Genomic DNA, 26,028 nt, shown 5'->3' on the forward strand with positions numbered 1-26,028 from the left:
TCGGGCCCGGTTGCCGCTCAGCCGGCGGTGTAGACCACGAACGAGACCGCGATGTAGTGGCAGACGAACGCGGCGATGGTCAGCGAGTGGAAGATCTCGTGGAAGCCGAACCACCGGGGCGCCGGGTCGGGCCACTTCATGCCGTAGACCACCGCGCCGACGCTGTAGAGCACCCCGCCGACCAGAATGAGGATCCACGTCGCCGGGTGGGTCCCCGCGACCAGCTCGGGGATGAACAGCACCGCCACCCAGCCGATGGCCAGGTACAGCGCGGTGGACAGCCAGCGCGGGGAGTTCAGCCACAGCAGTTTGAACCCGACCCCCGCGATCGCCCCGCCCCAGACCAGGGCGAGCATCGCCGTGCGCAGGGCCCCCTCCAGCACCAGCACGATGAACGGCGTGTAGGTGCCCGCGATGATGAGGTAGATGTTCGAGTGGTCCATGCGGCGCAGGACCTTCTGCGCCCGCGGCGACCAGCGCCCCACGTGGTAGATCGCGGAGGTGCCGAAGAGCAGGACCGAGCTGAGCGCGTAGACCGCGCTGGCCGCGATGGCGGGCGCGGTGGGGGAGAGGGCCACCAGGACGATGCCCGCGGCCAGGGCCAGCGGGGCGGTGCCCAGGTGCAGCCAGCCGCGCAGGCGGGGTTTGACCGCCTCCACGAACCCCTCGGCCGCGGCGGCGGCCCGTTCGGGGAGGCTGCCCTCCTGCTGCCGCGACCGCGCGTATCCGGTTCCCCGCGCCTTGTCCCTGGACACGTTCCACTCCCCGTAATCCCCGGGCCCGGCACGGTGTCGGGCCCTGTTCGAAGCCTAACTTACGGAACCGTAGGTTACTTGAAGGTAGGGGTGTGTCGAGCGGCACAGTGCCGCCTCCGCGGGGGTCGCGGGCGCGGAGTGGTCGATTCGGGCCGGCCGCCGCTGTTCCGATCCCCCCGGACCCGCTAGGGTGCGTTCCGGGCGCCGTGACCAGCGGCGTCCCCGACCCTTGCCCTCTCCCGTGTGTCTTTCGAGGTCAAGGGGTACGTGCACCCTTCCTGGACCATTGGTCTAGACCTTTTTAAAGCCCATGAGCTGGGAAAATGCAATAAAAAGGTGGTTCATGAAGGGGTGGCCGTGCAGGGAGTGGATAGAGTCGCGCCCATCCGGGCACCAGGGTCGACCCCGCAGGGGTGTCGCCGAGCGAACGAGGGAGAACCCCCGTGGCCAAGTACGTCTACAAGTTCACCGAGGGCAACAAGGACCTCAAGGACCTCCTCGGCGGCAAGGGCGCCAACCTCGCCGAGATGACCAACCTCGGCCTTCCCGTCCCTCCGGGCTTCACCATCACCACCGAGGCCTGCCGCCACTACCTCTCCAACGGCGGCTTCCCCGCGGGCCTGGAGGCCGAGGTGGAGGAGAACCTCCAGGAGCTGGAGAAGGCCATGGGCCGCCGCCTCGGCCAGGCCGACGACCCGCTCCTGGTCAGCGTGCGGTCGGGCGCCAGATTCTCCATGCCCGGCATGATGGAGACCGTCCTCAACATCGGCCTCAACGACGAGTCCGTCGCCGGCCTGGCCCGCCAGGGCGGCGACGAGCGCTTCGCCTGGGACTCCTACCGCCGCCTCGTCCAGATGTTCGGCAAGACCGTCCAGGGCATCGACGGCGAGCTGTTCGAGGACGCCATCGACGAGGCCAAGGCCGCCAAGGGCGTCACCGACGACCTCGACCTGGACGCCGCCGACTTCCGCGCCCTCGTGGACCGCTTCAAGGCCATCGTCCACGAGCAGACCGGCAGCCCCTTCCCCACCGACCCCCGCGAGCAGATGATCCTCGCCGTCCGGGCGGTCTTCGACTCCTGGAACGCCCCCCGCGCCGTCCTCTACCGCCGCCAGGAGCGCATCCCCGCCGACCTGGGCACCGCGGTCAACGTCTGCTCCATGGTCTTCGGCAACCTCGGCATGGACTCCGGCACCGGCGTGGCCTTCACCCGCGACCCCGCCTCCGGCCAGCAGGGCGTCTACGGCGACTACCTCCAGAACGCCCAGGGCGAGGACGTCGTCGCCGGCATCCGCAACACCGTGCCCCTCGCCGACCTGGAGGGCATCGACCCCCGCAGCTACGAGCAGCTCCTGGGGATCATGGAGACCCTGGAGAACCACTACCGCGACCTGTGCGACATCGAGTTCACGATCGAGCGCGGGAGGCTGTGGATGCTCCAGACCCGCGTGGGCAAGCGCACCGCCGCCGCCGCGTTCCGCATCGCCGACCAGCTCGTGGACCAGGGCATGATCACCCTGGACGAGGCCGTCCAGCGGGTCACCGGCGACCAGCTCGCCCAGCTGATGTTCCCCCGCTTCGACGAGGCCGCCGTCGCCGCGGGCGGCGCCCACCTGCTGGGCCGCGGCATGAACGCCTCCCCGGGCGCGGCCGTCGGCAAGGCCGTGTTCGACTCCTACACCGCGGTCAAGTGGTCCCGCAGCGGCGAGAAGGTCATCCTGTGCCGGCGCGAGACCAACCCCGACGACCTCGAGGGCATGATCGCCGCCGAGGGCATCCTCACCAGCCGGGGCGGCAAGACCTCGCACGCCGCCGTGGTCGCCCGCGGCATGGGCAAGACCTGCGTCTGCGGCGCCGAGGAACTCGACATCGACACCAAGAACCGGCGGCTGACCGCGCCGGGCGGCGAGGTGATCGAGGAGGGCGACGTCATCTCCATCGACGGCACCAGCGGCAAGGTGTTCCTGGGGGAGGTGCCCGTCGTGGACTCCCCGGTGGTCCGCTACTTCGAGGGCGAGATCGACCCCGCCTCCGACGAGGCCGACGACCTGGTGCGCGCCGTGGACCGGCTCATGCACTACGTGGACGCCGCCCGCCGCATGCGGGTGCGCGCCAACGCCGACACCGCCGAGGACGCCGCCCGCGCCCGGCGCATGGGCGCCCAGGGCATCGGCCTGTGCCGCACCGAGCACATGTTCCTGGGCGACCGCCGCCAGCTGGTGGAGCGGCTCATCCTGGCCGACACCGAGGACGAGCAGACCGAGGCCCTGGCGGCCCTGCTGCCGCTCCAGCGCGCCGACTTCAACGGCATCCTGGAGGCCATGGACGGCCTGCCCGTCACCGTGCGCCTGCTCGACCCGCCGCTGCACGAGTTCCTGCCCGACATCACCGAGCTGTCGGTGCGCGTGGCCGTGGCCGAGGCCCGCGGCGAGAGCCACGAGAACGACCTGCGGGTGCTCCAGGCCGTGCACAGGCTGCACGAGCAGAACCCGATGCTGGGCCTGCGCGGCGTGCGCCTGGGCCTGGTCGTCCCCGGCCTGTTCACCATGCAGGTGCGGGCCATCGCCCAGGCCGCCGTCGACCGCGTCCGCGCGGGCGGGCGCCCCCGGCCGGAGATCATGATCCCGCTGGTGGGCACGGTCCAGGAGCTGGAGATCATCCGCGACGACGCGCTGCGGGTGCTGCGCGAGGTCGGCGAGGAGAACGGCCTGGAGCTGGACTTCCCGGTCGGCACCATGATCGAGCTGCCCCGCGCCGCCCTGACCGCCGGGCAGATCGCCGAGCACGCCGAGTTCTTCTCCTTCGGCACCAACGACCTCACCCAGACGGTGTGGGGTTTCTCGCGCGACGACGTGGAGGCGTCGTTCTTCTCCGCCTACCTGGAGAAGGGCGTGTTCGGCGTTTCGCCCTTCGAGTCCCTGGACGTGGACGGGGTGGGCCGCCTGGTCCGCATCGCTGTAGAGGAGGGGCGGGCCGCCCGCCCCGGCATCAAGCTGGGCGTGTGCGGCGAGCACGGCGGCGACCCCGCGTCGGTGCACTTCTTCCACAGGGTCGGCCTGGACTACGTGTCCTGCTCGCCGTTCCGCGTCCCGGTCGCGCGCCTGGAGGCCGGGCGCGCCGCCGGACACCAGGCGGGCTGATCTCCCGTGTCGCCGCCGCCCGCGGGGGCGGGCGGCGGCACCCCCGGCACGCCGCCGGGCTCCGTGCCCCTAAACTCGTGTCCCCGGGGCGGATACAGCCACGAAGAGCTTCCGTGACCCTTTCGTGATACATTCTTGATCGCCGGTGTGATCTCCTCACCCTTCCCTCCACGCCCCCGTCCGGGCTGCCCGGGACCCCTCCGCCGAGAACCGGCGGTGCCCGCGAGCCGTCCCAGAAGGGTGATCGACCCCGGCCAGAAGAACGAGTGCGGAGGTACGCCGGTGCGAACGGCGAACGACGGACGCGGTGACGAGACGTGGGAGGAACCCGCCCCGTCCTCCGCCGCGCCCGATGACGATGCGACCCGGGTCATGTCCCGGGCCGACCTGCCCGCCTCCGTGACGGGACCCTCCGCCCCGGCGGCCGGACCGGCCGCCCCCCTGGACGAGCCCGTCGCCGTGTCCGGCCCCAACAACCCGGACGTGCCGGGCGACGCCGACGCCACCGCCGTGTTCTCCCGCGGGACCGGCCCCGACCCCTTCGCCGCCCGCGGGTCCGCCCCCGCGGCGGACGTCTCGGACACCCGGGAGTTCTCCCGGGCCCCGCAGTCCTCCACCACCCGCGAGTTCACCCGCGGCGTCCCGGCCGCGGACGACGCGCCTGACCCCGCGGACCCCGCCGGGGCCGACGCGCCCGACGGACCCCGGGGCTTCACCCGGCGCTTCGTCCGCGACCGGCCCGGGGGCCGCGGCGCCCTCCGCCCGGACACCCCGCCGCCCGCCCGCGACGCCGGGCCGCCCGAACCGCCCGCCACGGCACGGCCCCCGCGCCGGGGGCGCCGCCCGGGCACCGCCCCGCGCCCCCGGAGGAGGCGCCGCCTGCGCCTGCGCTGGATCGTCACCGCGCTCCTGCTCACCGCCCTGGCCCTGCCCCCCGCCACCTGGGGCTGGGTCTGGTACACCGCCCGCCAGGACGACCGCGCCGCCACCGACGCCATCGTCGTCCTCGGCGCCAGCCAGTACAACGGCGTCCCCTCACCCGTCTTCGAGGCCCGCCTGCGCCACGCCCAGGTCCTCTACCTCGAGGGCGTGGCCCCCATGATCGTCACCGTCGGCGGCAAACAGCCCGGCGACAACTACACCGAGGCCGCCGCGGGCCGCAACTGGCTCGTCGAGGTCGGCATCCCCGCCGACCGGATCATCGCCGTGGAGGAGGGCAGCGACACCCTCCAGAGCGTCCGGGCCGTCTCCGCCGTCTTCGCAGACAACGGCTGGGACGAGGCCACCCTGGTCTCCGACCCCTGGCACAGCCTGCGCTCCAAGGTGATGGCCTCCGACCACGGCATCGAGTCGGGGACCTCGCCCTCGCGCTCGGGACCCGCCGTCATCGAACGGCGCACCCAGCTCTGGTACATCACCAGGGAGACCGCCTCCCTCTGGTACTACTGGATCTTCAACGACAGCAGCGACATCCGCGTCAATGCGGCCTGAGCAGGGTCGATGACGCGTTCCGTCCCTGTCGGGAAGTAGGCTCGCAGACCTATGCACACCACCTCGGGCGCCGAGGGCGCCGTCGCCGGCTACACCGGCCGCGACATCCAGAGACGTACCCCGGAGAACCGCAAGAACCGGGCCCGGGGCCCCTTCGAGCGCGACCGGGCACGGGTCCTGCACAGCTCCGCGCTGCGCCGCCTGGCCGCCAAGACCCAGGTGGTCCGGCCCGGGGTGAGCGACTTCCCGCGCACCCGCCTCACCCACTCCCTGGAGTGCGCCCAGATCGGCCGCGAACTCGGCAACTCCCTGGGCTGCGACCCCGACCTCGTCGAGGCCGCCTGCCTCTCCCACGACCTGGGCCACCCGCCCTTCGGCCACAACGGGGAGCGCGCCCTGGACGAGGCCGCCGCCGACTGCGGCGGGTTCGAGGGCAACGCCCAGAGCCTGCGCCTGCTCGTGCGCCTGGAGGGCAAGGTCATCGACCCCGACGGCACCAGCGCCGGGCTCAACCTCACCCGCGCCACCCTCGACGCCACCGTCAAGTACCCCTGGCACCGCGGCGAGGGCGGCGACACCCACAAGTTCAACTGCTACCCCGACGACGCCGACGCCTTCGCCTGGCTGCGCGAGGGCGCCCCCGCCGGGCGCACCTGCTTCGAGGCCCAGGTGATGGACTGGTCCGACGACGTCGCCTACTCCGTCCACGACGTCGAGGACGCCCTGCACGCCGGACTGGTCTCCATGGCCGCCCTGCGCAGCCCCGCCGAACGGGCCGAGGTCGTCCGCATCGCCGCCGACCGCTACTGCGACACCGCCGACCCCGCCGAACTCGACGAGGTCTACGCCGACCTGCTCGCCGCCCCCGTCTGGCCCACCGAGTTCACCGGCGACCTCGCCTCCCTGGCCGGGCTCAAGAACCTCACCAGCGAACTCATCGGCCGGTTCTGCCGGGCCGCCGAGCAGGCCACCCGCGAGGCGCACGGCCCCGGCCGCCTCACCCGCTACGGCGCCACCCTCATCGTGCCCCGCCGGGCCCTCCTGGAATGCGCCCTGCTCAAGGCCGTGGCCGCCCACTTCGTCATGGCCCGCGAGGAGGCCCTGGCCTACCAGGCCCGCGAACGCCTGCTCATCACCGAGCTCGTCGACGCCCTGTGGAAGAACGCGCCCCAGGCCCTGGACCCGCAGTTCCGCGACGCCTTCACCAACGCCCCCGACGACGCCGCCGCCCTGCGCGCCGTCATCGACCAGGTCGCCTCGCTCACCGACACCTCCGCCATCGCCCTGCACGAACGCCTGACCTCCTGACCGGGCCCCCGGGGCCCGGCCGCAGGCCCCCTTGACGCGCCCGCCGGGAGCCGCGCACACTGCTCTGCACGAACAGGTCGCGGCCGCCCGCGCCCCGCGCGCCCCCGCGGGCGCACCCGGCGCCGGACGCCCCGACGAAGCGGCGACCGGAGAGGGCGCACCCCCCATTGCCCGCACGGAGCGGCACCCCCGGCATGATCGACGTCGCGCGCCTGGCCGGCGTCTCGCACCAGACCGTCTCACGCGTGGTCAACGGGCACCCCGGCGTGCGCCCCGAGACCGCCGAACGGGTCCGCGCCGCCATCGCCCGCCTGGGCTACCGGCCCAACGCCACCGCCCGCGCCCTGGTCACCCGGCGCAGCGGCCTCATCGGCGCCCTCCTCGCCCCCGGCCCCGACACCGACCTGCTGCTCGCCGGGATCGAGGCGGCCGTGCGCGCCGCCGGACGCACCCTCCTCGTCACCGCGGTGCCCCCCGACGACCCCGCCTCCGCGGAACGGCTCCTGGACCGGGTCGTCGACGGGTGCCTGGCCGTCGCCCCGCCCCCGGCCCTGCTCGACCTCCTGGGCGCCCTCGCCGACCCGCCGCCCACCGTCGTCGTCGACGGCCCCGCCACCCCCCTGGGACCCGCCGTGGCCCCCGACCACCGCGGCGCCGCCCGCGCCCTCACCCGCCACCTGCTCGGCCTGGGCCACCGCACCGTGCACCACGTCGCCGGGATCCCCGGCTCCCACAGCGCCGCCGAACGCGAGGCGGGCTGGCGCGCCGCCCTGGCCGAGGCCGGTGCCGCCGTCCCCGTACCGGTCCCCGGCGGCACCGGGCCCGCCGCGGGCCGCGCCGCCGGACGCCTCATCACCGCCCGCCGGGCCTCGGGAGAAGACGTCACCGCCGTGCTGGCCGCCGACGACACCCTCGCCCTCGGAGTGCTGCGGGCCTTCGCCGACACCGGACCGGCGGTCCCCGGCCGCGTCCACGTCGCCGGGATCGGCGACCGCCCCGAGGCGGCCCACCTCGTCCCCTCCCTCACCACCGCCGACATCGCGGCCCGGACGGTCGGGGAGCGGGCCGCCCGCCTGCTGCTGGAACGGCTGGAGGGCCGCGGCGGCACCGCCGCCGGCGCTCCCGCCGCGCAGGTCCCCGCCGCGACCCTGCGCCCGCGGGCCAGCACCGGTCACTGGTAGCCGCGGATCTCCCGGAACACCTCTTCCAGGCTCTGCTCGCGCGCGTCGAACACCCGGCCCCCGGTCTGCTCGGCCAGGTCCGCCATCTCGTCCTCGCCCGCCTCGCCGAACAGCACCGTGAACACCGGCACCCGCGCCGCCTCCGGCGACAGCTCCTCCAGCCCCCGGGCGAACGGCGTCGGCCCCATGCCCCAGTTGACCTCGCCGTCGGTCATCAGCACGATCGACGTCAGGTGGTCGTCCTCGGGGGCCTGCTCGACGAGCCCGTAGGCCGCCAGCACCGCGTCGTAGGTCGCGGTGTCGCCCAGCGCCTCCAGCCCCCCGATCGCGTCCGCCACCTCGCCCAGCGATTCATCCAGCCTGCCGGGCTCCACCACGAACGTCCGCGGCTCGTGCGGCTCGGTGGAGTAGGGCAGCAGCGTGATCTCCTCGCGCTCCTGGAACGCCTGCACCCGCTGCTCCAGGGACCCCCCGCCGGTCCCGGTCAGCGAGCCCAGCGCCTCCTTCAGCTCCTCCAGCCGGTCGCCCTTCATCGACCCCGACACGTCCAGCACGTACACCGTGCGCGCCGGCCGGCGCAGATCGCTGAAGTAGTCCGCGACCAGCCCGTCCACCACCTCGCGGTGGGCGGGGAACGGCAGCTCCACCAGGGACGGCAGGTCCGCCCCGGACACACCGGACACCACCGGGCGGCGCAGCGTCCGCTCCGCGATGTCGGCCTGCACCCCCTCCGACAGCAGGTCCTCCACCAGCCGCCCGTACCCCTGCTCGGCCTCCTCGTCGGGACCGGCCAGCAGGGTCAGCGGGTAGTCGGCGGTGATGACCCCGTCGGCCGGGTAGACCAGGCGCAGGTCCGCGCCGTCCCGGTTCAGCGACAGCAGCACCGACTCGTAGTTGATGAGCGCGTCCACCGGCCGCTCGTCGTCGGCCCGCTCGGTGAACGCCTGCGCCAGCCAGCCCGACGAGCCCGCCGTCAGCTCCTGGCCCTTGAAGAACCCGGCCAGGTCCGGGCCCACGCGCTCCACGTCCTCGGCGGTCAGCGCGCTGCCGCTGTCGGCCAGCGCCGACGCCACCCCGATCAGCGCCGAGAAGCCCGAGTTCGAGGCGCCCGGGTTGGTCATCCCGTACGTGAACTCCGCGTCGCGCACCGCCCCGTTCACGTCGGACCAGGTCACCTCGGCCCCCTCGGACCACCCCAGGTCGTCGGCGCGCGGCTCCCGCACCCCCAGCACGACGGGGGAGAGCATGACCGGCGTCTCCTCGCGCACCCGGTCGCGGCCGCCGTCGTACAGGTGCAGGTACCGGTTGGAGGCGAACCACACCGCGTCGAACTCCTCGGCCTCGCCCGCGGCGACCCGGGCGAGCCCGTCCAGGGTCCCGGTGTACTCCATCGCCACCGTCACCCCCGTCCGCTCGGCGGCCTCCTCCAGCAGCGGCTCCATGTCGGCCAGCTCGCTGCCCGCCAGGATGCGCAGGGTCGCGTCCTCGCCGCCGGAACCGGACGCGGTGCAGCCGGAGGCCACTACCACCACCGCCAGGGCCGCGGCGGACACAGCGCGCCTCATTCGCCCTCCTCCCGGGCCGGACCCGCGGCCGGGCGCCGCTCCTCGGGAGCGGGCGGACCCATGCCGCTGTCCTCGTACGCGTCCTCGATCCCGCTCAGCAGAGCCTCCAGGGCCTCGTAGGTGGGGGTGTTGACCACGTCGTCGACCCGGGTGCGCACCGGCAGGCCGTGCTCGGCCACCAGGTCCGCGAACGCGTCGCCGCCCTCGGCGCGGAACCCGTGCCGGGTCGCCAGCGCCCGCAGCTCGGGGTCCTCGGCCAGCAGCGCGCCCACCTCGTCGCCCGCGTCGGTCAGCGGGACCAGGGCGTGCACCGAGAACACGGTGGGCTCGGGGTACATCAGCACCGCGTCCTCGGGTAGGGCGGGGCCGCTCACCATGGCGTGCACGTACTGCGCCTCGTAGGCCCACAGCAGCGGGGTGTGCCCCGGGCCCAGGTCCCGGAACTGCTCGAAGGGCTGCTGGGACGACTCCGGCGGCTGGCCCTGGGCCAGGAACAGGTCGGACAGGCGGGAGGTGATCTCCGGGTCCGGGCCGCCGGGCGGGACCACCTCCTCGCCGTTGAGCAGGTAGGAGATCACCGCGGCGTACATGCCCGCCGAGTTCGAGGTGCGCGGGTCGGTGGTGCGAACCAGCACCTCGTTGCGGTTCTCCGAGCCCACCGAGTCCCCGGGCAGGTCCCGCCAGCGGGTGTGCTCGCCGGTCAGCTCCAGGTAGGCGGCCACGTCGAAGGACCAGGTGCCGTCCTCCTCGGACCTGCGGGCGACCCCCGCCTCGCGCAGCGCCTCCGCGAGCGGCTCGTAGGAGAGCAGCACCATCGGCGTGCTGAACAGCCGGTGCTCGGTGGAGACGCCGTGCAGCCGGCGGATGTGGTCGGCGGCGGTGTCCGAGCCGGGGGAGACGAAGTCGGAGCCCTCGGTGTCCTGGGCCATCAAGCGCGAGCCGCGCGGGCGCACCCGCACCTCGTAGCCCAGCTCGGCCAGCCGGGCCACGACCTCCTCGTCGCGGAAGAAGTCGACCTTCTCGGACCCGACGACTCCCTCGACCACGGTGGCGCCGCCGGCGAACCGGTCGACCAGCACCGCCCCGATGGCGACGACCAGGGCCACCACGACCGCGCTCGCCGCCCCGAGCAGCAGCCGTGCGCGCCGGCCGGAGGGGAGGGGGATGGGGCTCACCGTGCGGTTCCTCCTGGTACGTGGAGAAAAGGGAGTGGCCCATCATGCCCGCCGCAGTCGTCCCCCGCCCCACGGCGAGGTGGACGCGGGGTGGCCTCCACGGGAAGCCCCGCCCGCGGACCGCCGACCGGACCGTCCCGGGTGAGAACTACCCTGGGAGGCGTGGCAGGCCGGATCAAAGACGAAGACATCGCCCTGGTGCGCGAGCGCACCCCCATCGCGGACGTGATCGGCGAGTACCTCCAGCTCCGCAACGCGGGCGGCGGCTCGCTGAAGGGCCTGTGCCCCTTCCACGACGAGAAGTCCCCCTCCTTCAACGTCACCCCCTCGAAAAATTTGTACTACTGCTTCGGTTGTGGGGAGGGCGGGGACGCGATCTCGTTCGTGCAGAAGATCGAGGGGCTGGCCTTCGCGGAGGCGGTCGAGTCGCTGGCCCGGCAGATCGGCGTGACGCTGCGGTACGAGGAGAGCGGGGGGCGCTCGACGCGGCGGGACGAGGGCAAGCGGCAGCGGCTGCTGGACGCGCACCGGGCCGCGGCGGAGTTCTACGCCGAGCAGCTGCTCTCGCCCGGGGCGGTGGAGGCCCGCCGCTTCCTGAGCGAGCGCGGGTTCAACCGGGCGCACGCCGAGCACTTCGGGCTCGGGTACGCGCCCGCCGGGTGGGAGAACCTCACCTCGCACCTGCGCCGCAAGGGGTTCACCGACGCCGAGCTGATCTCCGGGGGGCTGGCCGCCCAGGGGCGGCGCGGCGCCTACGACCGGTTCCGCAACCGGCTGCTGTGGCCGGTGCGGGAGGTGACCGGCGAGGTGGTCGGGTTCGGCGCCCGCAAGCTCGACCCCGCCGAGGACGGGCCCAAGTACCTCAACTCCCCCGAGAGCCCCGTCTTCCACAAGAGCCGCCTGCTGTACGGCCTGGACCTGGCCAAGCGGGACATCTCCGCGCGCAACCAGGCCGTCATCGTCGAGGGCTACACCGACGTCATGGCCTGCCACCTGGCCGGGGTGACCACCGCCGTGGCCACCTGCGGCACCGCGTTCGGCGAGGACCACCTGAAGATCCTGCGCCGGATGCTGCTGGGCCGCAGCAACCAGGGCGGGAAGGTCGTGTTCACCTTCGACGGCGACGCCGCCGGGCAGAAGGCCGCGGTGCGCGCCTTCGCCGAGGAGCACGGGTTCGCCTCCGAGACGTTCGTGGCCGTCCAGCCCGACGGCCTGGACCCCTGCGACCTGCGCCTGCACCACGGCGACCAGGCCGTGGTCGACCTGGTCGACCACCCGCTGCCGCTGTACGAGTTCATGATCCGCAAGGTCATCGAGGAGTACGACCTCTCCGCCCCCGAGGGGCGCATCGCCGCCCTGGACGCCGCCGCCCCCGTGGTGGCGAGCATCCGCGACCACGGGGTGCGCCGGTTCTACGGCAAGAACCTGGACCGCTGGCTGGGCACCCTGGACGAGGCCTTCGTGCTCAACCGGGTCAACCAGCACATCCGCCGGGCCACGGCCCGGGGCGCCCGGTCCGCGCCCGCCCCCGCCGCGGGCCCGGTGCCCACCCCCGACGCCCGGGAGGCGCCCTACGACCTGGGCGACCCGTCCCTGCAGCGGGAGCGCCTGGCGCTGAAGGTGGCCGTGCAGTTCCCCGGCCTGGCCGCCGGGTTCGACTCCTTCACCGCCGAGGACTTCACCGTCCCCCAGCACCGGGCGGTGCTGGCGCTCATCGCCGGGCAGGGCGGGGTGGCCGCGGCGGGGGATCCCGCGTCCTGGGCGGCGCGGCTGCGCGAGGCGGCCCCCACCGAGGCGCAGCGCGATTTCGTGACCCGTTTGGCGGTGGAACAACTCGAGTTGTACGGAGAACTCGACGAGCATTCCGCCCGGCAAATTCTGGGCACAGTCAGGACTCATTCCATCAATCGCCGCGAGTCAAACCTCCAGTCGGAGTTGTCGCGTCTGGGCGGCTCCGGGGACGCCGAGGAACAGCAGCGGCTGCTGACCGAGCTCATGGCCCTCCAACAGCACAAACGCGCCCTTCAGGAGAAGCTCGCCGGGGGCATGTAGCACGAAGGTGACAATAATGCTCCTCCCGTCGGCGGCGGGCGGACGTGCACAATGGTGTGGTGGCTCCCACGGTTGTGACCAATGAAATTCCGCCCATTCGTCAGGTGGTGCGGCTGCTCCCCGACGCGGGCCGGGGAACGGTCAGCCGCGGCGAGGTCGCGTCGGTCCTGGAACGCCTGGACGCGCCCCCCGACTCCCTGGACGAAGCGGTCGCCCTGCTGGCCCGGGCCGGGGTGGAGGTGTCCGACGGCGAGGAGACGCCCCTCGTCCCCGACCCGGGAAGGCGCTCGGGGTCGGATCTGGTACGGCTCTACCTGCGCGAGATCGGCCGGGTCCCGCTGCTGTCCGCCGAGGAGGAGGTGGAGCTGGCCAAGGCGGTCGAGGCCGGCCTGTACGCGCAACGGTGCGAACCGGTCGAAGGAGTGCGCACGGGGGACGAACTCGACGCGATCATAGAAGCGGGCAAAAAGGCCAAGCGAGCACTCATAGAGGCAAATCTCCGGCTGGTGGTGTCGATCGCCAAACGTTATATGGGGCGGGGCCTGCTTTTCCTCGACCTCATCCAGGAGGGCAACCTCGGGCTGATTCGCGCGGTGGAGAAGTTCGATTACACCAAAGGCTTCAAATTCTCCACCTACGCCACCTGGTGGATTCGCCAGGCGATCACCCGCGCGATCGCCGACCAGGCGCGCACGATCCGTATTCCGGTGCACATGGTCGAGACCATCAACAAACTCGTCCGGGTGCAGCACCAGCTGCACCAGCAGCTGGGCCGCGAGCCCAATATCCAGGAGATCTCCCACGCCGCCGGGTTCGGCGGCGAGAGGGTCCTGGAGATCCAGCGGATCGCCCGCGAGCCCGTCTCCCTCCAGGCGCCGATCGGCGACGAGGAGGCCGACTTCGGCGACTTCATCGAGGACTCCGACGCCGTCGTCCCGGTGGAGGCCGCCGCCTTCACGCTGCTCCAGCAGCACCTGACCGAGATCCTGGCCGGGCTGTCCGACCGCGAACAGCGCATCCTGCGCCTGCGCTTCGGCATGGCCGACGGCCACCCGCACACGCTGGAGGAGGTCGGCCGCGAGTTCGGGGTGACCCGCGAGCGGATCCGCCAGATCGAGGCCAAGACCCTGGCCAAGCTCCGCCACCCCTCCCGGGCCGGCACCCTGCGGGACTTCCTGTAGCGCGCCCTCCGGGCCCCGCCGTGTCCCCTCCGGCGCCCCGCCGGGCGCCTGGGCCTACAACGGCCGGGGGCGGGGAGGGGTTCCCGCGGGCGGCCGCGCGGCCTGATGTGGCCGATGCGGGCCGAACCGGCGGGTTTCGTGACCCGGTGCCCCTACGGTCGGAAGGGTGAAAGCCACACCGCCACGGAGCCACCGGCGCCGGAACGCCCGCCCGGGCCGGCGGCGCCTGCTCGCCCTGGGCGCGGCCCTCGCGGCCGCGCTCCTGATCACGGGGGTCTTCGTCATCGCCAACGGCAACCGGCCCCTGCGCATCGGCTACTTCGCGGACTGGAACGTGGCCAACCGCGACTTCACCATCGGGAACCTGGCCGACAGCGGGGCCCCCGCCCGCCTGGACCGCCTCATGTGGGCCTTCGGCGACATCTCCGAGGACGGCCTGTGCCACATCCCCGGCGGCCACGAGCAGTCCTGGGAGCTGTACCAGCGCCGCTACTCCGCGCGCGAGAGCGTGAGCGGCGAGGCCGACGAGTACGAGCAGGAACTGGCCGGGAGCCTGTACCAGCTGCGCCTGCTCCAGGGTGAGTACCCCGACCTGCGGGCCAGCCTGTCCCTGGGCGGCTGGAACTGGTCGCGGCACTTCTCCACCGCCGCCCGCACCGAGGAGTCCCGCCGGGCGTTCGTGTCCTCCTGCGTGGACCTGTGGCTGCGCGGGAACCTGCCGGTGCGCGGGGGCGAGCCCCAGGGCGGGGAGGGGGCGGCCGCGGGGATCTTCGACGGCATCGACCTGGACTGGGAGTGGCCGGGCGGCGCCGGCAACCCGCACAACGTCGAGGACCCCGGCGACGCCGCCAACTTCACGCTGCTGGTCGCCGAGTTCCGCCGCCAGCTCGACGCCCTGTCGGAGGAGACCGGCCGCGAGTACACCCTGTCGGCGTCGCTGTCGGGCGCCCCGGACCAGGCCGGGGCCTACGACCCGGCGATCTTCGACCACCTGGACTTCGCCACCGTGCAGGGCTACGACTTCTCCGGCCCCTGGAGCGAGGTCACCGCCTACCACTCCAACCTCTACCCGCCCGCGGCGGACCCCGACGCCAACAGCGCCGACGCCGCGGTGACCCGGTTCGTCGACCTGGGGGCGCCGCCGGAGAAGCTGGTGCTGGGCATCCCCGCCTTCGGCCGCGGCTGGCAGGGCGTGGAGGGCTCCGGCGACGGGCTGGGCCTCCCGGCCCGGCCGGCCGACGACGCCTACGACGGCCCGACCATGGCGTTCTCCGAGCTGGAGGAGCTGGAGGGGGAGCGGTACCTGGACGAGGAGGCGGGCGCCTTCACGGTGCGGGCGGGCGACCAGTGGTGGGCCTACGACGACCCGGCCGTCATCGCGATCAAGGGGGACTACGTGCTGGGCCGCGGTCTGGGCGGCCTCATGGTGTGGAACCTGGACATGGACCCGACCGGCGACCTCGTGCGCGCCATGGACGAGGCCCTGCGCTGAGCGCGCGGCGCGGTTGCGCCCCGTGCGGTCGGGGGGCCACCCTGGCGCCATGGCCGACCCGCAGCAGACCCCGCAGCCCGCCCCGTCCGCCGACACCGAGTCCCTGCGCCGGGACCTGGAGGAGGCCGTCCGGGGGACCGTCGCCTTCGACCCCGGCACCCGCGCCCTGTACACCTCCGACGCCTCCAACTACCGGGTGGTCCCGCTGGGGGTGGTGCTGCCCGCCACGGTCGAGGACTGCGCGGCGGCCGTCCGGGTCTGCGCCGCCCACGGCGTGCCCGTCACGCCGCGCGGCGGCGGCACCTCCATCGCGGGCAACGCCATCGGCCCGGGCGTGGTCGTCGACACCTCACGCCACCTCACCGCCATCGAGGACATCGACCCGGTCGCCCGCACGGCCACCGTCCAGCCGGGGGTGGTCCTGGACGAGCTGCGGGCGGCCACCGCCGGGTACGGCCTGACCTTCGCCCCCGACCCCGCCACGCACAGCCGCTGCACCATCGGAGGGATGGTCGGCAACAACTCCTGCGGCTCCCACTCCGTGGCCTGGGGCACCACGGCCGACAACATCGTCTCCCTGGAGGTGCTGCTCCCCGACGGCACCCGGATGACCGTCGGCTCCCGGCACGGCGCCGGGGAGTTCGCGGAGCTGGCCCGCCGCCCCGGCCGGGAGGGCGAGGTGTACCGGGGGCTGGCCCGCCTCGCTGAGGAGCACCGGGCCGAACTGCGCACCGCCATGCCCGCGTTCCGGCGCCGGGTCTCGGGCTACTCGCTGGACCGGCTGCTGCCGGAGAAGGGGCGCAACGTCGCCGCCGCCCTGGTCGGCACCGAGGGCACCTGCGTCTTCGTGCTGCGCGCCACCGTCCGGCTGGTGGAGGCGCCCCGGGCCCGGGCGCTGGCCGTGCTGGGCTACCCCGACGCCCCGGCCGCCGCCGACGCCGTCCCCGACCTGCTCGGGCACGCCCCGCTCACCGTCGAGGGCATCAACCGCCGGATGGTCGACGTCCTGGACGGGCGGCCCGGCACGACCCGGGTGGCCCTGCCCGAGGGCGGCGCCTGGCTGCTGGTGGAGATCGCGGGGGCCGACCCCGAGGACGCCGGGCGGGCCGCCCGGGACATGCTCGCCGCGCTGCCCGCCGCCGCCCGCCCGGCCGACTCCCTCGTGGTGTCCGACCCGGCCCACCGGCGCGCCCTGTGGCGGATCCGGGAGGAGGGGGTCGGGCTCACCCAGCGCACGCCCGCCGGGGAGGACGCCTGGTCGGGCTGGGAGGACGCGGCCGTGCCCCCGGAGAACCTGGCCGGGTACCTGCGCGACTTCGACGCCCTCATGGAGCGGCACGGCCGGTACGGGGTGGTCTACGGGCACTTCGGCGACGGCTGCCTGCACGTGCGCATCGACTTCGAGCTCACCACGGAGGCGGGCCGCACCGCCTATCGGGGGTTCCTGGAGGAGGCCGCCGACCTGGTCGTGGCGCACGGCGGCTCGCTGTCGGGGGAGCACGGCGACGGCCGGGCCCGCTCGGGCCTGCTCGCCCGCATGTACCCGCCGGGGCTGCTGCGGGCCTTCGCCGACTTCAAGCGGCTCTTCGACCCCGCCGGGGTGATGAACCCCGGGGTGATCGTCGACCCGGCCCCGGTGGACGCCGACGTCCGGCTGGCGGCGCGCCCGCTGCCCCTGCTCGACGAGGCGACGCTGGCCTACCGGGACGACCGCGGCGACCCGGCGCGGGCGCTGCGGCGCTGCTCGGGGGTGGGCAAGTGCCGCAGGCACGACGGCCCGGGGGTCATGTGCCCCAGCTACCAGGTCACCCGGGAGGAACGGCACTCCACCCGTGGCCGGGCCCACCTGCTGTTCGAGATGGCGGTGGGGGAGGTGGTCACCGACGGCTGGGCCTCCCAGGAGGTGCGCGAGAGCCTGGACCTGTGCCTGTCCTGCAAGGGCTGCCTGAGCGACTGCCCGGTCAACGTGGACATGGCCGCCTACAAGGCGGAGTTCCTGGACCGCCACTACCGGGGGCGGGTGCGCCCGGCGGCGCACTACTCGATGGGGTGGCTGCCGGTCTGGGCCCGGCTGGCGGCGCTGGCCCCGGCCGAGCTGGACCGGGCGCTGCGGCTGCCGGGGGTCTCCCGGCTGGCCAAGCGGCTGGCGGGGGTGGCGGCCGAACGCGACCTGCCGGGGTTCGCGCGCACCACGTTCACCCGCGCGTTCCGGCGCCGCGCCGCCCGCGGGCAAGCGCGCACCGGCGGGCCGCGCGTGGTGCTGTGGCCCGACACCTTCGGCGAGCACATGGACCCGCGGATCCCGGCGGCGGCGGTCCGGGTGCTGGAGGACGCCGGGTTCACCGTGGTCCTGCCGCGGGGGCCGGTGTGCTGCGGGCTGACCTGGGTGTCCACCGGCCAGCTCGGCACGGCCCGCGCCGTGATGCGCCGCGCCCTGCGCGCGCTGGGGCCGCTGGTGGAGGAGGGGCTGCCGGTGGTGGGGCTCGAACCCAGCTGCACCGCGGCGCTGCGCCACGACCTGGTGGAGCTGGTGCCCGGCCCGGAGAGCGAACGGGTGGCCGCGGCGGTGCACACCCTGGCCGGCTTCCTCGCCGAGCACGCCCCGGACTGGCGCCCGCCGCGGATCCCGGCGGCCGCCCTGGCGCAGGTGCACTGCCACCAGCACGCGGTGCTGGGCTTCGACGCCGACCGCGAGCTGATCGCCCGGGCGGGCGTGGACGGGGAGGTGCTGGACGCGGGCTGCTGCGGGCTGGCGGGGGACTTCGGGTTCACCGAGGGCCACTACGAGGTCTCGGCCGCCATCGGCGAGCGCGAACTGCTGCCCCGCGTGCGCGCGGCCGGCGCCGACACCCTCGTCCTCGCCGACGGCTACAGCTGCCGCACCCAGATCCTCCAGGGCGCCGGGCGCCGCCCGCTGCACCTGGCCGAACTCCTCGCCCGCGGCCTGGACGCGCGCGGGGACCGGTCCTAGACGGTGTTCTGGGGACCTCCGCTGCGCTTCGGCCCGTCCGTCGCCCGCCACCGCCCCCGACGGACGGCCTGCGGCCGCAGCCCGGCCACCTCGCCCGGCGGGACAGGGGCGTCCGATGAGCGGGTCCTAGACGCCCATCTGGTCGTGCAGGAGGTCCAGGGCGCGGGAGACCGCGTCCGGCAGGCGGGGGTCCTTCTCGTCCAGGCCCTCGCCCAGGTGGATGCGCCAGGAGGCGTCGCTGCCGCCGGGGCTGCGCCGGGCCACCAGGCGGAAGCCCGTGGTGGAGTCGGGGCGGGGGAAGGGGACGAACCGGTTCACCAGGATGGTGGCGGTGACCCGCTCGGAGACCGCCTCGGCCAGCGACCGGTAGTCCACCGCGTCGCGCAGGGCGACGGTGTGCTCGCCGCTGCCCTCCTCGACGAAGGAGAACTCCTCGCGCGACCAGCGGGCCCGGTCGATGTCCTCCCACGGCACGGTGCGGCCGTCGGGCAGGTGCAGGGCGCGGGTGGTGGCCGCCAGCACCGCGTCGCCCCCGGCGGAGACGGGAGCGTGCGCGAGCACGCGCTCGCCCCGCTCCAGCCGGGAGCGCACGGCGGCCGGGACGCCCCGGCCCAGCAGGCCCATCTAGTGCTCCGCGGAGCCGTTGTGCCCGTTGGCGCCGTTGCGCCTCGGGGGCTCCCCGTTGACGGTCTCCCACTCGATGAGGTCGATCTCCTCCTCGGTGGGCCGGGCGAGGAAGTCGCGTACCGAGGTGATCGGCATCTTGGCGACGGTCTTGTCGTACACGGTGCGGCCCGCACTGCTCACCTGGGCGCCGACCAGTCCGGCGACCTCCTGGACGACGGGGCTGTCGGCCGCCTTGCGGGCGGTGCGGACGATCTGTTCGTAACGGGCCCTGCCGGCCTTGGCGCCCAGGACGTAGCCGATGGCGAGTCCGGCGACGAAAGTGATCCGGTAGCGCATGGGTACCCTCTTCAGGCCTCGGAGACGGTCGTGGTGTTCCGTGTCTCGCACGTTACCCTGTCGTGGTGGCGCCCACACGGGCCGACACCGGTCACGAGCACTCCGGAAGGGCGCTAGTCTATTGGTGTCGCCACGGCCCGCAGGGCCCCTGGTGAACGCGATCCCGCGTAGCTCAATTGGCAGAGCAGCCGGCTGTTAACCGGCAGGTTATTGGTTCGAGTCCAATCGCGGGAGCAGGGGAAAACCGTTGGCGCCTCCCTCGGCGGGGGCGCTAGGCTGTTCCCGACACGCAATCCCGCGTAGCTCAATTGGCAGAGCAGCCGGCTGTTAACCGGCAGGTTATTGGTTCGAGTCCAATCGCGGGAGCCATGGCGAAGGGCCCCTCTCGGGTGAGAGGGGCCCTTTCGCGTGTGTCGGACGGCGTGACGGCGCTGTCGTGGTGGCGGCCGTCGGAGAGGTGCCGGCCGAGCCGCGGGTGCGGCCCGGCGGCTCAGACGCGGGCGGCGGCGCCGTAGAGCAGGCGGCGGTTGCGCTGGGGCATCTGGTAGCTGCCCGGGACGGGCGGGGCCACCGGCAGGGTCCGCCAGCGCTGCACCTCCAGCAGGCCGGGGCTGAGGATCTCCCAGCCGTCGAGCAGGCCGAGGATCTCCTCGCGCGTGCGCCAGTAGCCGGAGTTGAGGTGGCGGCGGAAGACGTTCTGGAGCTGCTCGGCCCGGTTGGCGTCCTTGGGGAAGACCGCCGCGTCCGGCCGGTGGTAGTGGCTGAACACCAGGTGGCTGCCGGCGGGCAGCAGCCCGCGCAGGGCGGCCATGTGCACGGCCGGGGTGTCGACGTCGGCCACGTGCGAGAGGGCGCCCGCCATGAGCACGCCCACCGGGCGGTCCAGGTCGATGAGGTCGCGCAGGACGGGGTCGGCGAACAGGTCGGCCGGGCGGGTGGGGCCCCCCTCCACGGCGGCGGCGCGGTCCTCGCGGACCAGTGCCCGGTGGTGGGCCAGCACCATGAGGTCGTCGGTGGCGTACACGACCCGGGCCCGCGGGAGGATCTCGTGCGGGTCCCCGGGGGCGGGCAGTCCGGCGCCGAACTGCACGAACTGGTCGATCCCCGCCTCTTCGTGGAGGTGGCGCGCCGCGCGCTGGAGGAACGCCCGCTCGCCCAGGACCAGGTCCTGGAAGCCCGGGGCGACCTGCTCGGCGGCGACCGCGAGGTCGCGGTCCACCTCGAAGTGGTCCTTGCCCTTGAGGTGGAAGGAGTGCAACCGGGCCAGGCTCGGCCGGGTCAGGTCGACGGCGGGTGGGGGATTGGCGTGCTCCTGACGGGTCCCCGCCTGCCTCAGGAAATCGGGGGAGGTGAATCGCGACATCGCCGTCCTCTTGTCTGAGGTGGGGAAGTGTGGCCGACAGGAGGATTCTATTCATCGTTGGCTCGGTTGTTAACCGAGTCGGGGACACCGGTCGTAAAAAACAGCGGGACGTACGCCCTTGTCGTGGCCTCCGGGGCAGGTTGCGGCCACCTTGGGGTTAGTGGCACTTATATGACCGATGTCCAATTATGCGAGGAATCGGGTTCCGTGCTCGCGGAGCGCGAGAAGCCTTGCCACGAAGCATCTTCCGGTTCCGAGTGGAGTCCGGTGGGGCTGAAGTGACGCATGTGGCGCCCCCGGGGCGGGTGCCCCCGTGGACCACCGCGGCTCCTCCGAACACGAATATCGGTCGTTGTCCCATATCCCGGCCGACGCGGAGAGAAATTCGAGAGCGCGCCCACGGCCTGCGACAATCGGTTTCGGCCGCCGAAATGGCACAAGGTCCCGAGCGCCGGTGAATACCGCGCGACGGCCGGGCGCACCCGCCGCGCGGACGCCGCTAGCCTGGGCCCATGGACCGTCCCCACACCATCCTCAGCTGCGCCGTGTCCGTCGACGGGCGCATCGACGACACCGGTCCCGAGCGGCTGCGCCTGTCCAACGAGGCCGACTTCGCCGAGGTCGACGAACTGCGCGCGCAGTGCGACGCGATCCTCGTCGGCGCCGGCACCCTGCGCAACGACGACCCCCGGCTGCTGGTCCGCTCCGAGCGGCTGCGCGCCCGCCGCCGGGAGCAGGGGCTGACCGAGAACCTGCTCAAGGCCGTCGTCACCCGCACCGGGGACCTCGACCCCGGCGCGCGGCTCTTCACCACGGGGGACGCCGGAGCGGTCGTCTACACCGGCGGCGACGGGGTCGGGCGCGCCCGGGACCGGTTCGCGGACCGCCCCGGCGGCCTGCCCCCGGTCGACGTGGTGGACGCCGGGGACCCGCCCACCGTGGAGGCGATCCAGGCCGACCTGGCGGCCCGCGGCGTGCGGCGGCTGCTGGTGGAGGGCGGCGGCCGCATCCACACCCTGTTCCTCACCTCCGGGCTGGTCGACGAGCTGAGGCTGGCCGTCGCCCCGTTCTTCGTGGGTGAGGCCGACGCCCCGTCCTTCGTCCACCCGGGGGCCTTCACGGCCACCCCGGCCGCGCCGATGCGCCTGGTGGAGGCCCGTGCGGTCGGCGACATCGCGGTCCTGCGCTACCGCCTCGACGCGGAGGGCGCCGCGTGAGCGCCGGGCCCGCGCCCGCCGCGGGCGACGCGGACGCCCACTGGCTGCGCCGCACCGTCGACCTGTCCCGGCTGTGCCCGCCCTCGGACACCGCGTTCTCCGTCGGCTGCGTGGTCGTGGCCGCCGACGGCACGGTGCTCGGCGAGGGCTACTCGCGCCGCGACGACCCCCACGACCACGCCGAGGAGGCGGCCCTGCGCGACGTCGGGCCGGACGACCCCCGTCTGGCCGGGGCCACCCTGTACTCGTCGCTGGAGCCGTGCAGCTCCCGCTCCTCGCGCCCGCTGCCGTGCGCGTCGCTCATCCTCACCACACCGGTCCCCCGGGTGGTCTTCGCCTGGCGCGAGCCGGCGGTGTTCGTCGACTGCGTGGGCGCCGAGCGCCTGCGCGCCGCCGGCCGCACGGTGCTGGAGCGCTCCGACCTCGCGGACGGGGTCCGCGAGGTCAACGCCCACCTGCTCGGCTGAGCCGGCCCGCGCGGCTCGTCCGGCGCGCGCGGGCCCTGCGGATCAGAGCCGGTTCACGTCCGCGATGTGGACGACGGCGCGCCCCTCGGCGTCGGAGGACGCCAGGTCCACCTCGGCGGAGATGCCCCAGTCGTGGTCCCCGGCGGGGTCGGCGAGGATCTGCCGCACCCGCCACAGCCCGTCCTCCTCCTCGATGAGGAGCATCTTGGGGCCGCGGGCGTCGGGGCCGGTGCCGATGGAGTCGTGCTCGTCGTAGTACTCCTCCAGGGCCTCCTGCCAGGCCTGGGCGTCCCACTCGCCCGCGTCCTCCAGGGCGCCCAGCTCCTGGTAGCGGCGGCGGGCGGCCAGCTCCACCCGGCGGAACAGCTCGTTGCGGACCAGCACCCGGAAGGCGCGCGGGTTGGCGGTGACCGGGCGCACCCGCTCCTCGGGCACCTGCTCCTGCGGCACCTCCTGCTGCGGGTTGGTCAGCTGCTCCCACTCGTCCAGGAGGCTGGAGTCCACCTGCCGCACCAGCTCGCCCAGCCACGCGATGATGTCGTGCAGCTCCTCGGTCTTGGCGTCGTCGGGCACCGTCTGGTCCAGGGCCTTGTAGGCGCCCGCCAGGTACCGCAGCACCAGGCCCTCCGAGCGCGCCAGCTCGTAGTGGCCCACGTACTCGGTGAAGGTCATCGCCCGCTCGTACATGTCGCGGGCCACGCTCTTGGGCCGCAGCGGGTGGTCGCCCACCCACGGGTGGCCGCGCCGGTAGGTGTCGTAGGCGTGGGAGAGCAGCTCCTCCAGCGGCTTGGGGTAGTCGACGTCCTCCAGGAGCTCCATGCGCTCCTCGTACTCGACGCCGTCCTCCTTCATCCGCTGCACGGCCTCGCCGCGCGCCTTGTTGAGCTGGGCGCCCAGGATCTGCCGGGGGTCGTCCAGGGTGGACTCCACCACGCTCAGCACGTCCAGGGCGTAGGACGGCGACTCGCGGTCCAGCAGCTCCAGCGCCGCCAGCGCGAACGTGGACAGCGGCTGGTTGAGCGCGAAGTCGGACTGGAGGTCCACGGTGAGCCGGGCGGTGCGGCCCTGCCCGTCCGGCTCGGGCAGGGTCTCCACGATCCCGCCGTCCAGCAGCGACCGGTAGATGGCGATCGCCTCGTGGATGTGCCTGCGCTGGGCCTTGCGGTCGTCGTGGTTCTCGGTCAGCAGGTGCTTCATGGCGGTGAAGCAGTTGCCGGGGCGGGCGATGACGCTCAGCAGCATCGCGTTGCTCACCCGGAACCGGGAGGTCAGCGGCTCGGGCTCGGCCTCGATGAGCTTCTCGAACGTGGCCTTGTCCCACGACACGAAGCCCTCGGGCGCCTTCTTGCGCACCACCTTGCGCCGCTTCTTGGGGTCCTCCCCGGCCTTGGCCAGGGCCTTCTCGTTCTCGATGACGTGCTCGGGCGCCAGCGCCACCACGTTGCCGACGGTGTCGAACCCGGCGCGGCCCGCCCGCCCGGCGATCTGGTGGAACTCCCGGGCCCGCAGCCGCCGCACCCGCACCCCGTCGTACTTGCTCAGGGCGGTGAACATCACGGTGCGGATGGGCACGTTGACGCCCACCCCCAGGGTGTCGGTGCCGCAGATGACCTTGAGCAGCCCGCGCTGGGCCAGCCGCTCGACCAGCCGCCGGTACTTGGGCAGCATCCCGGCGTGGTGGACGCCGATGCCGTGGCGCACGTACCGGGACAGGTTGCGGCCGAACCGGGTGGTGAAGCGGAAGTCGCCGATCTCCGCGGCGATCTGCGCCTTCTCCTCCTTGGTGCACATGTTGATGCTGGTGAGCGACTGCGCCCGCTCGATCGCCTGCGCCTGGGTGAAGTGGACGATGTAGACGGGGGCGTCGCCGCCCTGGAGCAGCTCCTCCAGGGTCTCGTGCAGCGGGGTGACCCGGTAGTCGTAGTAGAGGGGGACGGGGCGCTCGGCGGACGTGACCACCGCGGTGGACCGCCCGGTGCGCTTCTCCAGGTCCTCCTCGAACCGGGTGACATCGCCCAGGGTCGCCGACATCAGCAGGAACTGCGCCTGCGGCATCTCCAGCAGCGGCACCTGCCAGGCCCAGCCGCGGTCGGGCTCGGCGTAGAAGTGGAACTCGTCCATGACGACCGTGTTGATGTCGGCGTCCGCGCCCTCGGCCAGGGCGATCTGGGCGAGCACCTCGGCGGTGCAGCACACGATGGGGGCGTCGGCGTTGACACTGGCGTCGCCGGTCATCATCCCGACGTTCTCGGTGCCGAAGATCTTGCACAGGTCGAAGAACTTCTCCGACACCAGGGCCTTGATGGGCGCGGTGTAGAACGCGCACTCGTCCCGGGCCAGCGCGGCGAACAGGGCGCCGGTCGCGACCATGCTCTTGCCGGAGCCGGTCGGGGTGTTGAGGATGACGTTCGAGCCGGAGACGACCTCGATGAGCGCCTCCTCCTGGTGCGGGTAGAGGGTGAGGCCCCGCTCCTCGGCCCAGGCGGCGAACGCCTCGTAGAGGGAGTCGGGTTCGGGTTCGGCCGGAAGCGCATCAATGAGACTCACGGTCTCTATACTGCCCGGTCCCGTCCACTGCCCGCTCCAGCGCTGGTAGGGGGCCGGACACGGCGACGGCGGGCGCGCCCCGGGGCGCGCCCGCCGTGCGGCGGTCGGGGTCTCACGGGGCCGGCCGGCCCCCGGGACCCGCCGGTCCTCAGACCAGGCCGAGCTTCTTGACGGTGTCGCGCTCCTCGACGAGCTCCTGGACGGAGGCGTCGATGCGGCCGCGGGAGAACTCGTCGATCTCCAGGCCCTGCACGATCTCCCACCGGCCACCGCGCGAGACGACGGGGAAGGAGGAGATGAGGCCCTCGGGCACGCCGTAGGAGCCGTCGGACGGGATGGCGGCGGAGGTCCAGTCGCCCTCGGGGGTGCCGTTGACCCAGTCGTAGACGTGGTCGATGGCGGCGTTGGCGGCCGAGGCGGCCGAGGAGGCGCCCCGGGCGTCGATGATCGCTGCGCCGCGCTTGGCGACGGTCGGGATGAAGTCGTCCTCGAGCCACTTCTGGTCGTTGACGGCCTCGGCGGCGTTGGTGCCGTTCACCTCGGCGCGGAACAGGTCCGGGTACTGGGTCGCGGAGTGGTTGCCCCAGATCGTCAGCTTCTTGATGTCGTTGATCGACACGTCGAGCTTCTTGGCGAGCTGGGTGAGCGCGCGGTTGTGGTCCAGGCGGGTCATCGCGGTGAAGCGCTCGGCCGGGACGTCCGGGGCGTGGCTCTGGGCGATGAGGGCGTTGGTGTTGGCGGGGTTGCCGACCACCAGGACGCGGATGTCGTCGGCGGCGCCGGCGTTGATGGCCTCGCCCTGGGGCTTGAAGATGCCGCCGTTGGCCTCCAGGAGGTCGCCGCGCTCCATGCCCGGGCCGCGGGGGCGGGCGCCCACGAGCAGGGCGATGTTGGCGCCCGCGAAGGCCTGGCGCGGGTCGTCGAAGATGTCGATCCCCTGCAGCAGCGGGAAGGCGCAGTCGTCGAGCTCCATCGCGGTGCCCTCGGCGGCCTTGACGGCCTGGGGGATCTCCAGCAGACGCAGCTTCACCGGGGTGTCGGCGCCGAGCAGCTGGCCGGAGGCGATCCGGAACAGCAGGGCGTAGCCGATCTGACCGGCGGCGCCGGTGACGGTGACGTTGACGGGTGCTTTGGACATGGCGTGAACTCTCCTGACGACG

General features: G+C 73.5%; 18 protein-coding genes and 2 tRNA genes. 12 read left to right on the forward strand and 8 right to left on the reverse strand.

All coding sequences use genetic code 11. From position 1 onward, the window contains the following. Positions 1-17 precede the first annotated feature (17 nt). Positions 18-755, reverse strand: a complete 738-nt coding sequence (locus ABZ249_RS09945; RefSeq protein ID WP_355259881.1) for a hemolysin III family protein — start codon at positions 753-755, stop codon at positions 18-20. A 443-nt stretch (positions 756-1,198) separates the two neighbouring features. Between ABZ249_RS09945 and ppdK the strand changes: the two genes are divergently transcribed. The 4 genes from ppdK (at position 1,199) to ABZ249_RS09965 (ending at position 7,875) form a co-directional block, all read left to right on the forward strand. Next, the gene (ppdK, locus tag ABZ249_RS09950) at positions 1,199-3,895 is read left to right on the forward strand and encodes a pyruvate, phosphate dikinase (RefSeq protein ID WP_355259884.1); all 2,697 of its coding nucleotides are present in this window, start codon (positions 1,199-1,201) and stop codon (positions 3,893-3,895) included. A 282-nt stretch (positions 3,896-4,177) separates the two neighbouring features. Then, a complete protein-coding gene (locus ABZ249_RS09955; RefSeq protein ID WP_355259887.1) occupies positions 4,178-5,386 on the forward strand; it encodes a YdcF family protein in 1,209 nt (402 codons plus the stop codon). Positions 5,387-5,437: 51 nt separating this feature from the next. After that, positions 5,438-6,694: a deoxyguanosinetriphosphate triphosphohydrolase gene (locus tag ABZ249_RS09960; protein ID WP_355259890.1), complete on the forward strand. Its 1,257-nt coding sequence runs from the start codon at positions 5,438-5,440 to the stop codon at positions 6,692-6,694. A 194-nt stretch (positions 6,695-6,888) separates the two neighbouring features. Beyond that, positions 6,889-7,875 carry a LacI family DNA-binding transcriptional regulator gene (locus ABZ249_RS09965; protein WP_355259893.1) on the forward strand — a complete coding sequence of 329 codons (987 nt, stop codon included), beginning with the start codon at positions 6,889-6,891 and terminating at the stop codon, positions 7,873-7,875. Here the strand turns inward: ABZ249_RS09965 and ABZ249_RS09970 are convergent. After that, positions 7,866-9,440, reverse strand: a complete 1,575-nt coding sequence (locus tag ABZ249_RS09970) for a VWA domain-containing protein (RefSeq protein WP_355259896.1) — start codon at positions 9,438-9,440, stop codon at positions 7,866-7,868. The genes ABZ249_RS09965 and ABZ249_RS09970 overlap by 10 nt on opposite strands. Then, positions 9,437-10,615, reverse strand: a complete 1,179-nt coding sequence (locus ABZ249_RS09975; protein ID WP_355259899.1) for a hypothetical protein — start codon at positions 10,613-10,615, stop codon at positions 9,437-9,439. Before ABZ249_RS09975 ends, ABZ249_RS09970 begins: the two co-directional genes overlap by 4 nt. 162 nt (positions 10,616-10,777) lie before the next feature. On the opposite strand from ABZ249_RS09975, the gene dnaG reads away from it, so the two are divergent. From dnaG to ABZ249_RS09995, 4 genes are all read left to right on the forward strand, one after another. Beyond that, complete coding sequence (dnaG, locus tag ABZ249_RS09980) at positions 10,778-12,667, forward strand: DNA primase (protein WP_355259902.1); 1,890 nt, start codon at positions 10,778-10,780, stop codon at positions 12,665-12,667. A 104-nt stretch (positions 12,668-12,771) separates the two neighbouring features. Beyond that, a complete protein-coding gene (gene rpoD / locus ABZ249_RS09985; protein ID WP_220565278.1) occupies positions 12,772-13,848 on the forward strand; it encodes an RNA polymerase sigma factor RpoD in 1,077 nt (358 codons plus the stop codon). Between the two features lie 166 nt (positions 13,849-14,014). After that, the gene (locus ABZ249_RS09990; protein WP_355259905.1) at positions 14,015-15,340 is read left to right on the forward strand and encodes a glycoside hydrolase family 18 protein; all 1,326 of its coding nucleotides are present in this window, start codon (positions 14,015-14,017) and stop codon (positions 15,338-15,340) included. A gap of 49 nt (positions 15,341-15,389) precedes the next feature. Next, positions 15,390-18,311 (forward strand): FAD-binding and (Fe-S)-binding domain-containing protein, encoded by a 2,922-nt coding sequence (locus ABZ249_RS09995; protein ID WP_355259908.1) that lies wholly within the window; start codon positions 15,390-15,392, stop codon positions 18,309-18,311. Positions 18,312-18,437: 126 nt separating this feature from the next. Here the strand turns inward: ABZ249_RS09995 and ABZ249_RS10000 are convergent, their stop codons facing one another. Then, on the reverse strand, positions 18,438-18,935 hold the full coding sequence (locus ABZ249_RS10000) for a hypothetical protein (RefSeq protein ID WP_355259911.1): 498 nt from the start codon (positions 18,933-18,935) through the stop codon (positions 18,438-18,440). Next, a complete protein-coding gene (locus ABZ249_RS10005) occupies positions 18,936-19,274 on the reverse strand; it encodes a hypothetical protein (protein ID WP_220562597.1) in 339 nt (112 codons plus the stop codon). It lies immediately after the preceding gene. A gap of 161 nt (positions 19,275-19,435) precedes the next feature. On the opposite strand from ABZ249_RS10005, the gene ABZ249_RS10010 reads away from it, so the two are divergent. After that, positions 19,436-19,508: transfer RNA gene (locus ABZ249_RS10010), tRNA-Asn, on the forward strand. A gap of 59 nt (positions 19,509-19,567) precedes the next feature. After that, a tRNA-Asn gene (locus tag ABZ249_RS10015) sits at positions 19,568-19,643 on the forward strand. A 121-nt stretch (positions 19,644-19,764) separates the two neighbouring features. Here the strand turns inward: ABZ249_RS10015 and ABZ249_RS10020 are convergent. Further along, positions 19,765-20,637, reverse strand: coding sequence for an SAM-dependent methyltransferase (locus tag ABZ249_RS10020; protein ID WP_355259914.1), 873 nt, complete (start codon positions 20,635-20,637; stop codon positions 19,765-19,767). A 512-nt stretch (positions 20,638-21,149) separates the two neighbouring features. Here ABZ249_RS10020 and ABZ249_RS10025 point away from each other — a divergent pair. Together ABZ249_RS10025 and ABZ249_RS10030 are read left to right on the forward strand one after the other, a co-directional pair. Next, positions 21,150-21,854, forward strand: coding sequence for a dihydrofolate reductase family protein (locus tag ABZ249_RS10025; protein ID WP_355259917.1), 705 nt, complete (start codon positions 21,150-21,152; stop codon positions 21,852-21,854). Beyond that, a complete protein-coding gene (locus tag ABZ249_RS10030; RefSeq protein ID WP_355259920.1) occupies positions 21,851-22,321 on the forward strand; it encodes a deaminase in 471 nt (156 codons plus the stop codon). The genes ABZ249_RS10025 and ABZ249_RS10030 overlap by 4 nt, the downstream gene beginning before the upstream one ends. 42 nt (positions 22,322-22,363) lie before the next feature. Here ABZ249_RS10030 and ABZ249_RS10035 read toward each other — a convergent pair whose 3' ends face one another. Continuing rightward, complete coding sequence (locus ABZ249_RS10035; protein WP_355259923.1) at positions 22,364-24,868, reverse strand: DUF3516 domain-containing protein; 2,505 nt, start codon at positions 24,866-24,868, stop codon at positions 22,364-22,366. Between the two features lie 148 nt (positions 24,869-25,016). Further along, the gene (locus ABZ249_RS10040; RefSeq protein ID WP_355259926.1) at positions 25,017-26,006 is read right to left on the reverse strand and encodes a malate dehydrogenase; all 990 of its coding nucleotides are present in this window, start codon (positions 26,004-26,006) and stop codon (positions 25,017-25,019) included. Positions 26,007-26,028 lie beyond the last annotated feature (22 nt).

It is taken from the genome of Nocardiopsis sp. NPDC006139 (genome assembly GCF_040614155.1).
Lineage (GTDB): Bacteria > Actinomycetota > Actinomycetes > Streptosporangiales > Streptosporangiaceae > Nocardiopsis > Nocardiopsis changdeensis.

Coding starts and splice junctions, on each gene's coding strand:
- ABZ249_RS09995 (WP_355259908.1), top strand. CDS start 15,390: ATGGCCGACCCGCAGCAGACCCCGCAGCCCGCCCCGTCCGCCGACACC.
- ABZ249_RS09965 (WP_355259893.1), top strand. CDS start 6,889: ATGATCGACGTCGCGCGCCTGGCCGGCGTCTCGCACCAGACCGTCTCA.
- ABZ249_RS10005 (WP_220562597.1), bottom strand. CDS start 19,274: ATGCGCTACCGGATCACTTTCGTCGCCGGACTCGCCATCGGCTACGTC.
- ABZ249_RS10000 (WP_355259911.1), bottom strand. CDS start 18,935: ATGGGCCTGCTGGGCCGGGGCGTCCCGGCCGCCGTGCGCTCCCGGCTG.
- ABZ249_RS10025 (WP_355259917.1), top strand. CDS start 21,150: ATGGACCGTCCCCACACCATCCTCAGCTGCGCCGTGTCCGTCGACGGG.
- ABZ249_RS10040 (WP_355259926.1), bottom strand. CDS start 26,006: ATGTCCAAAGCACCCGTCAACGTCACCGTCACCGGCGCCGCCGGTCAG.
- ABZ249_RS09960 (WP_355259890.1), top strand. CDS start 5,438: ATGCACACCACCTCGGGCGCCGAGGGCGCCGTCGCCGGCTACACCGGC.
- ABZ249_RS10020 (WP_355259914.1), bottom strand. CDS start 20,637: ATGTCGCGATTCACCTCCCCCGATTTCCTGAGGCAGGCGGGGACCCGT.
- ABZ249_RS09970 (WP_355259896.1), bottom strand. CDS start 9,440: ATGAGGCGCGCTGTGTCCGCCGCGGCCCTGGCGGTGGTGGTAGTGGCC.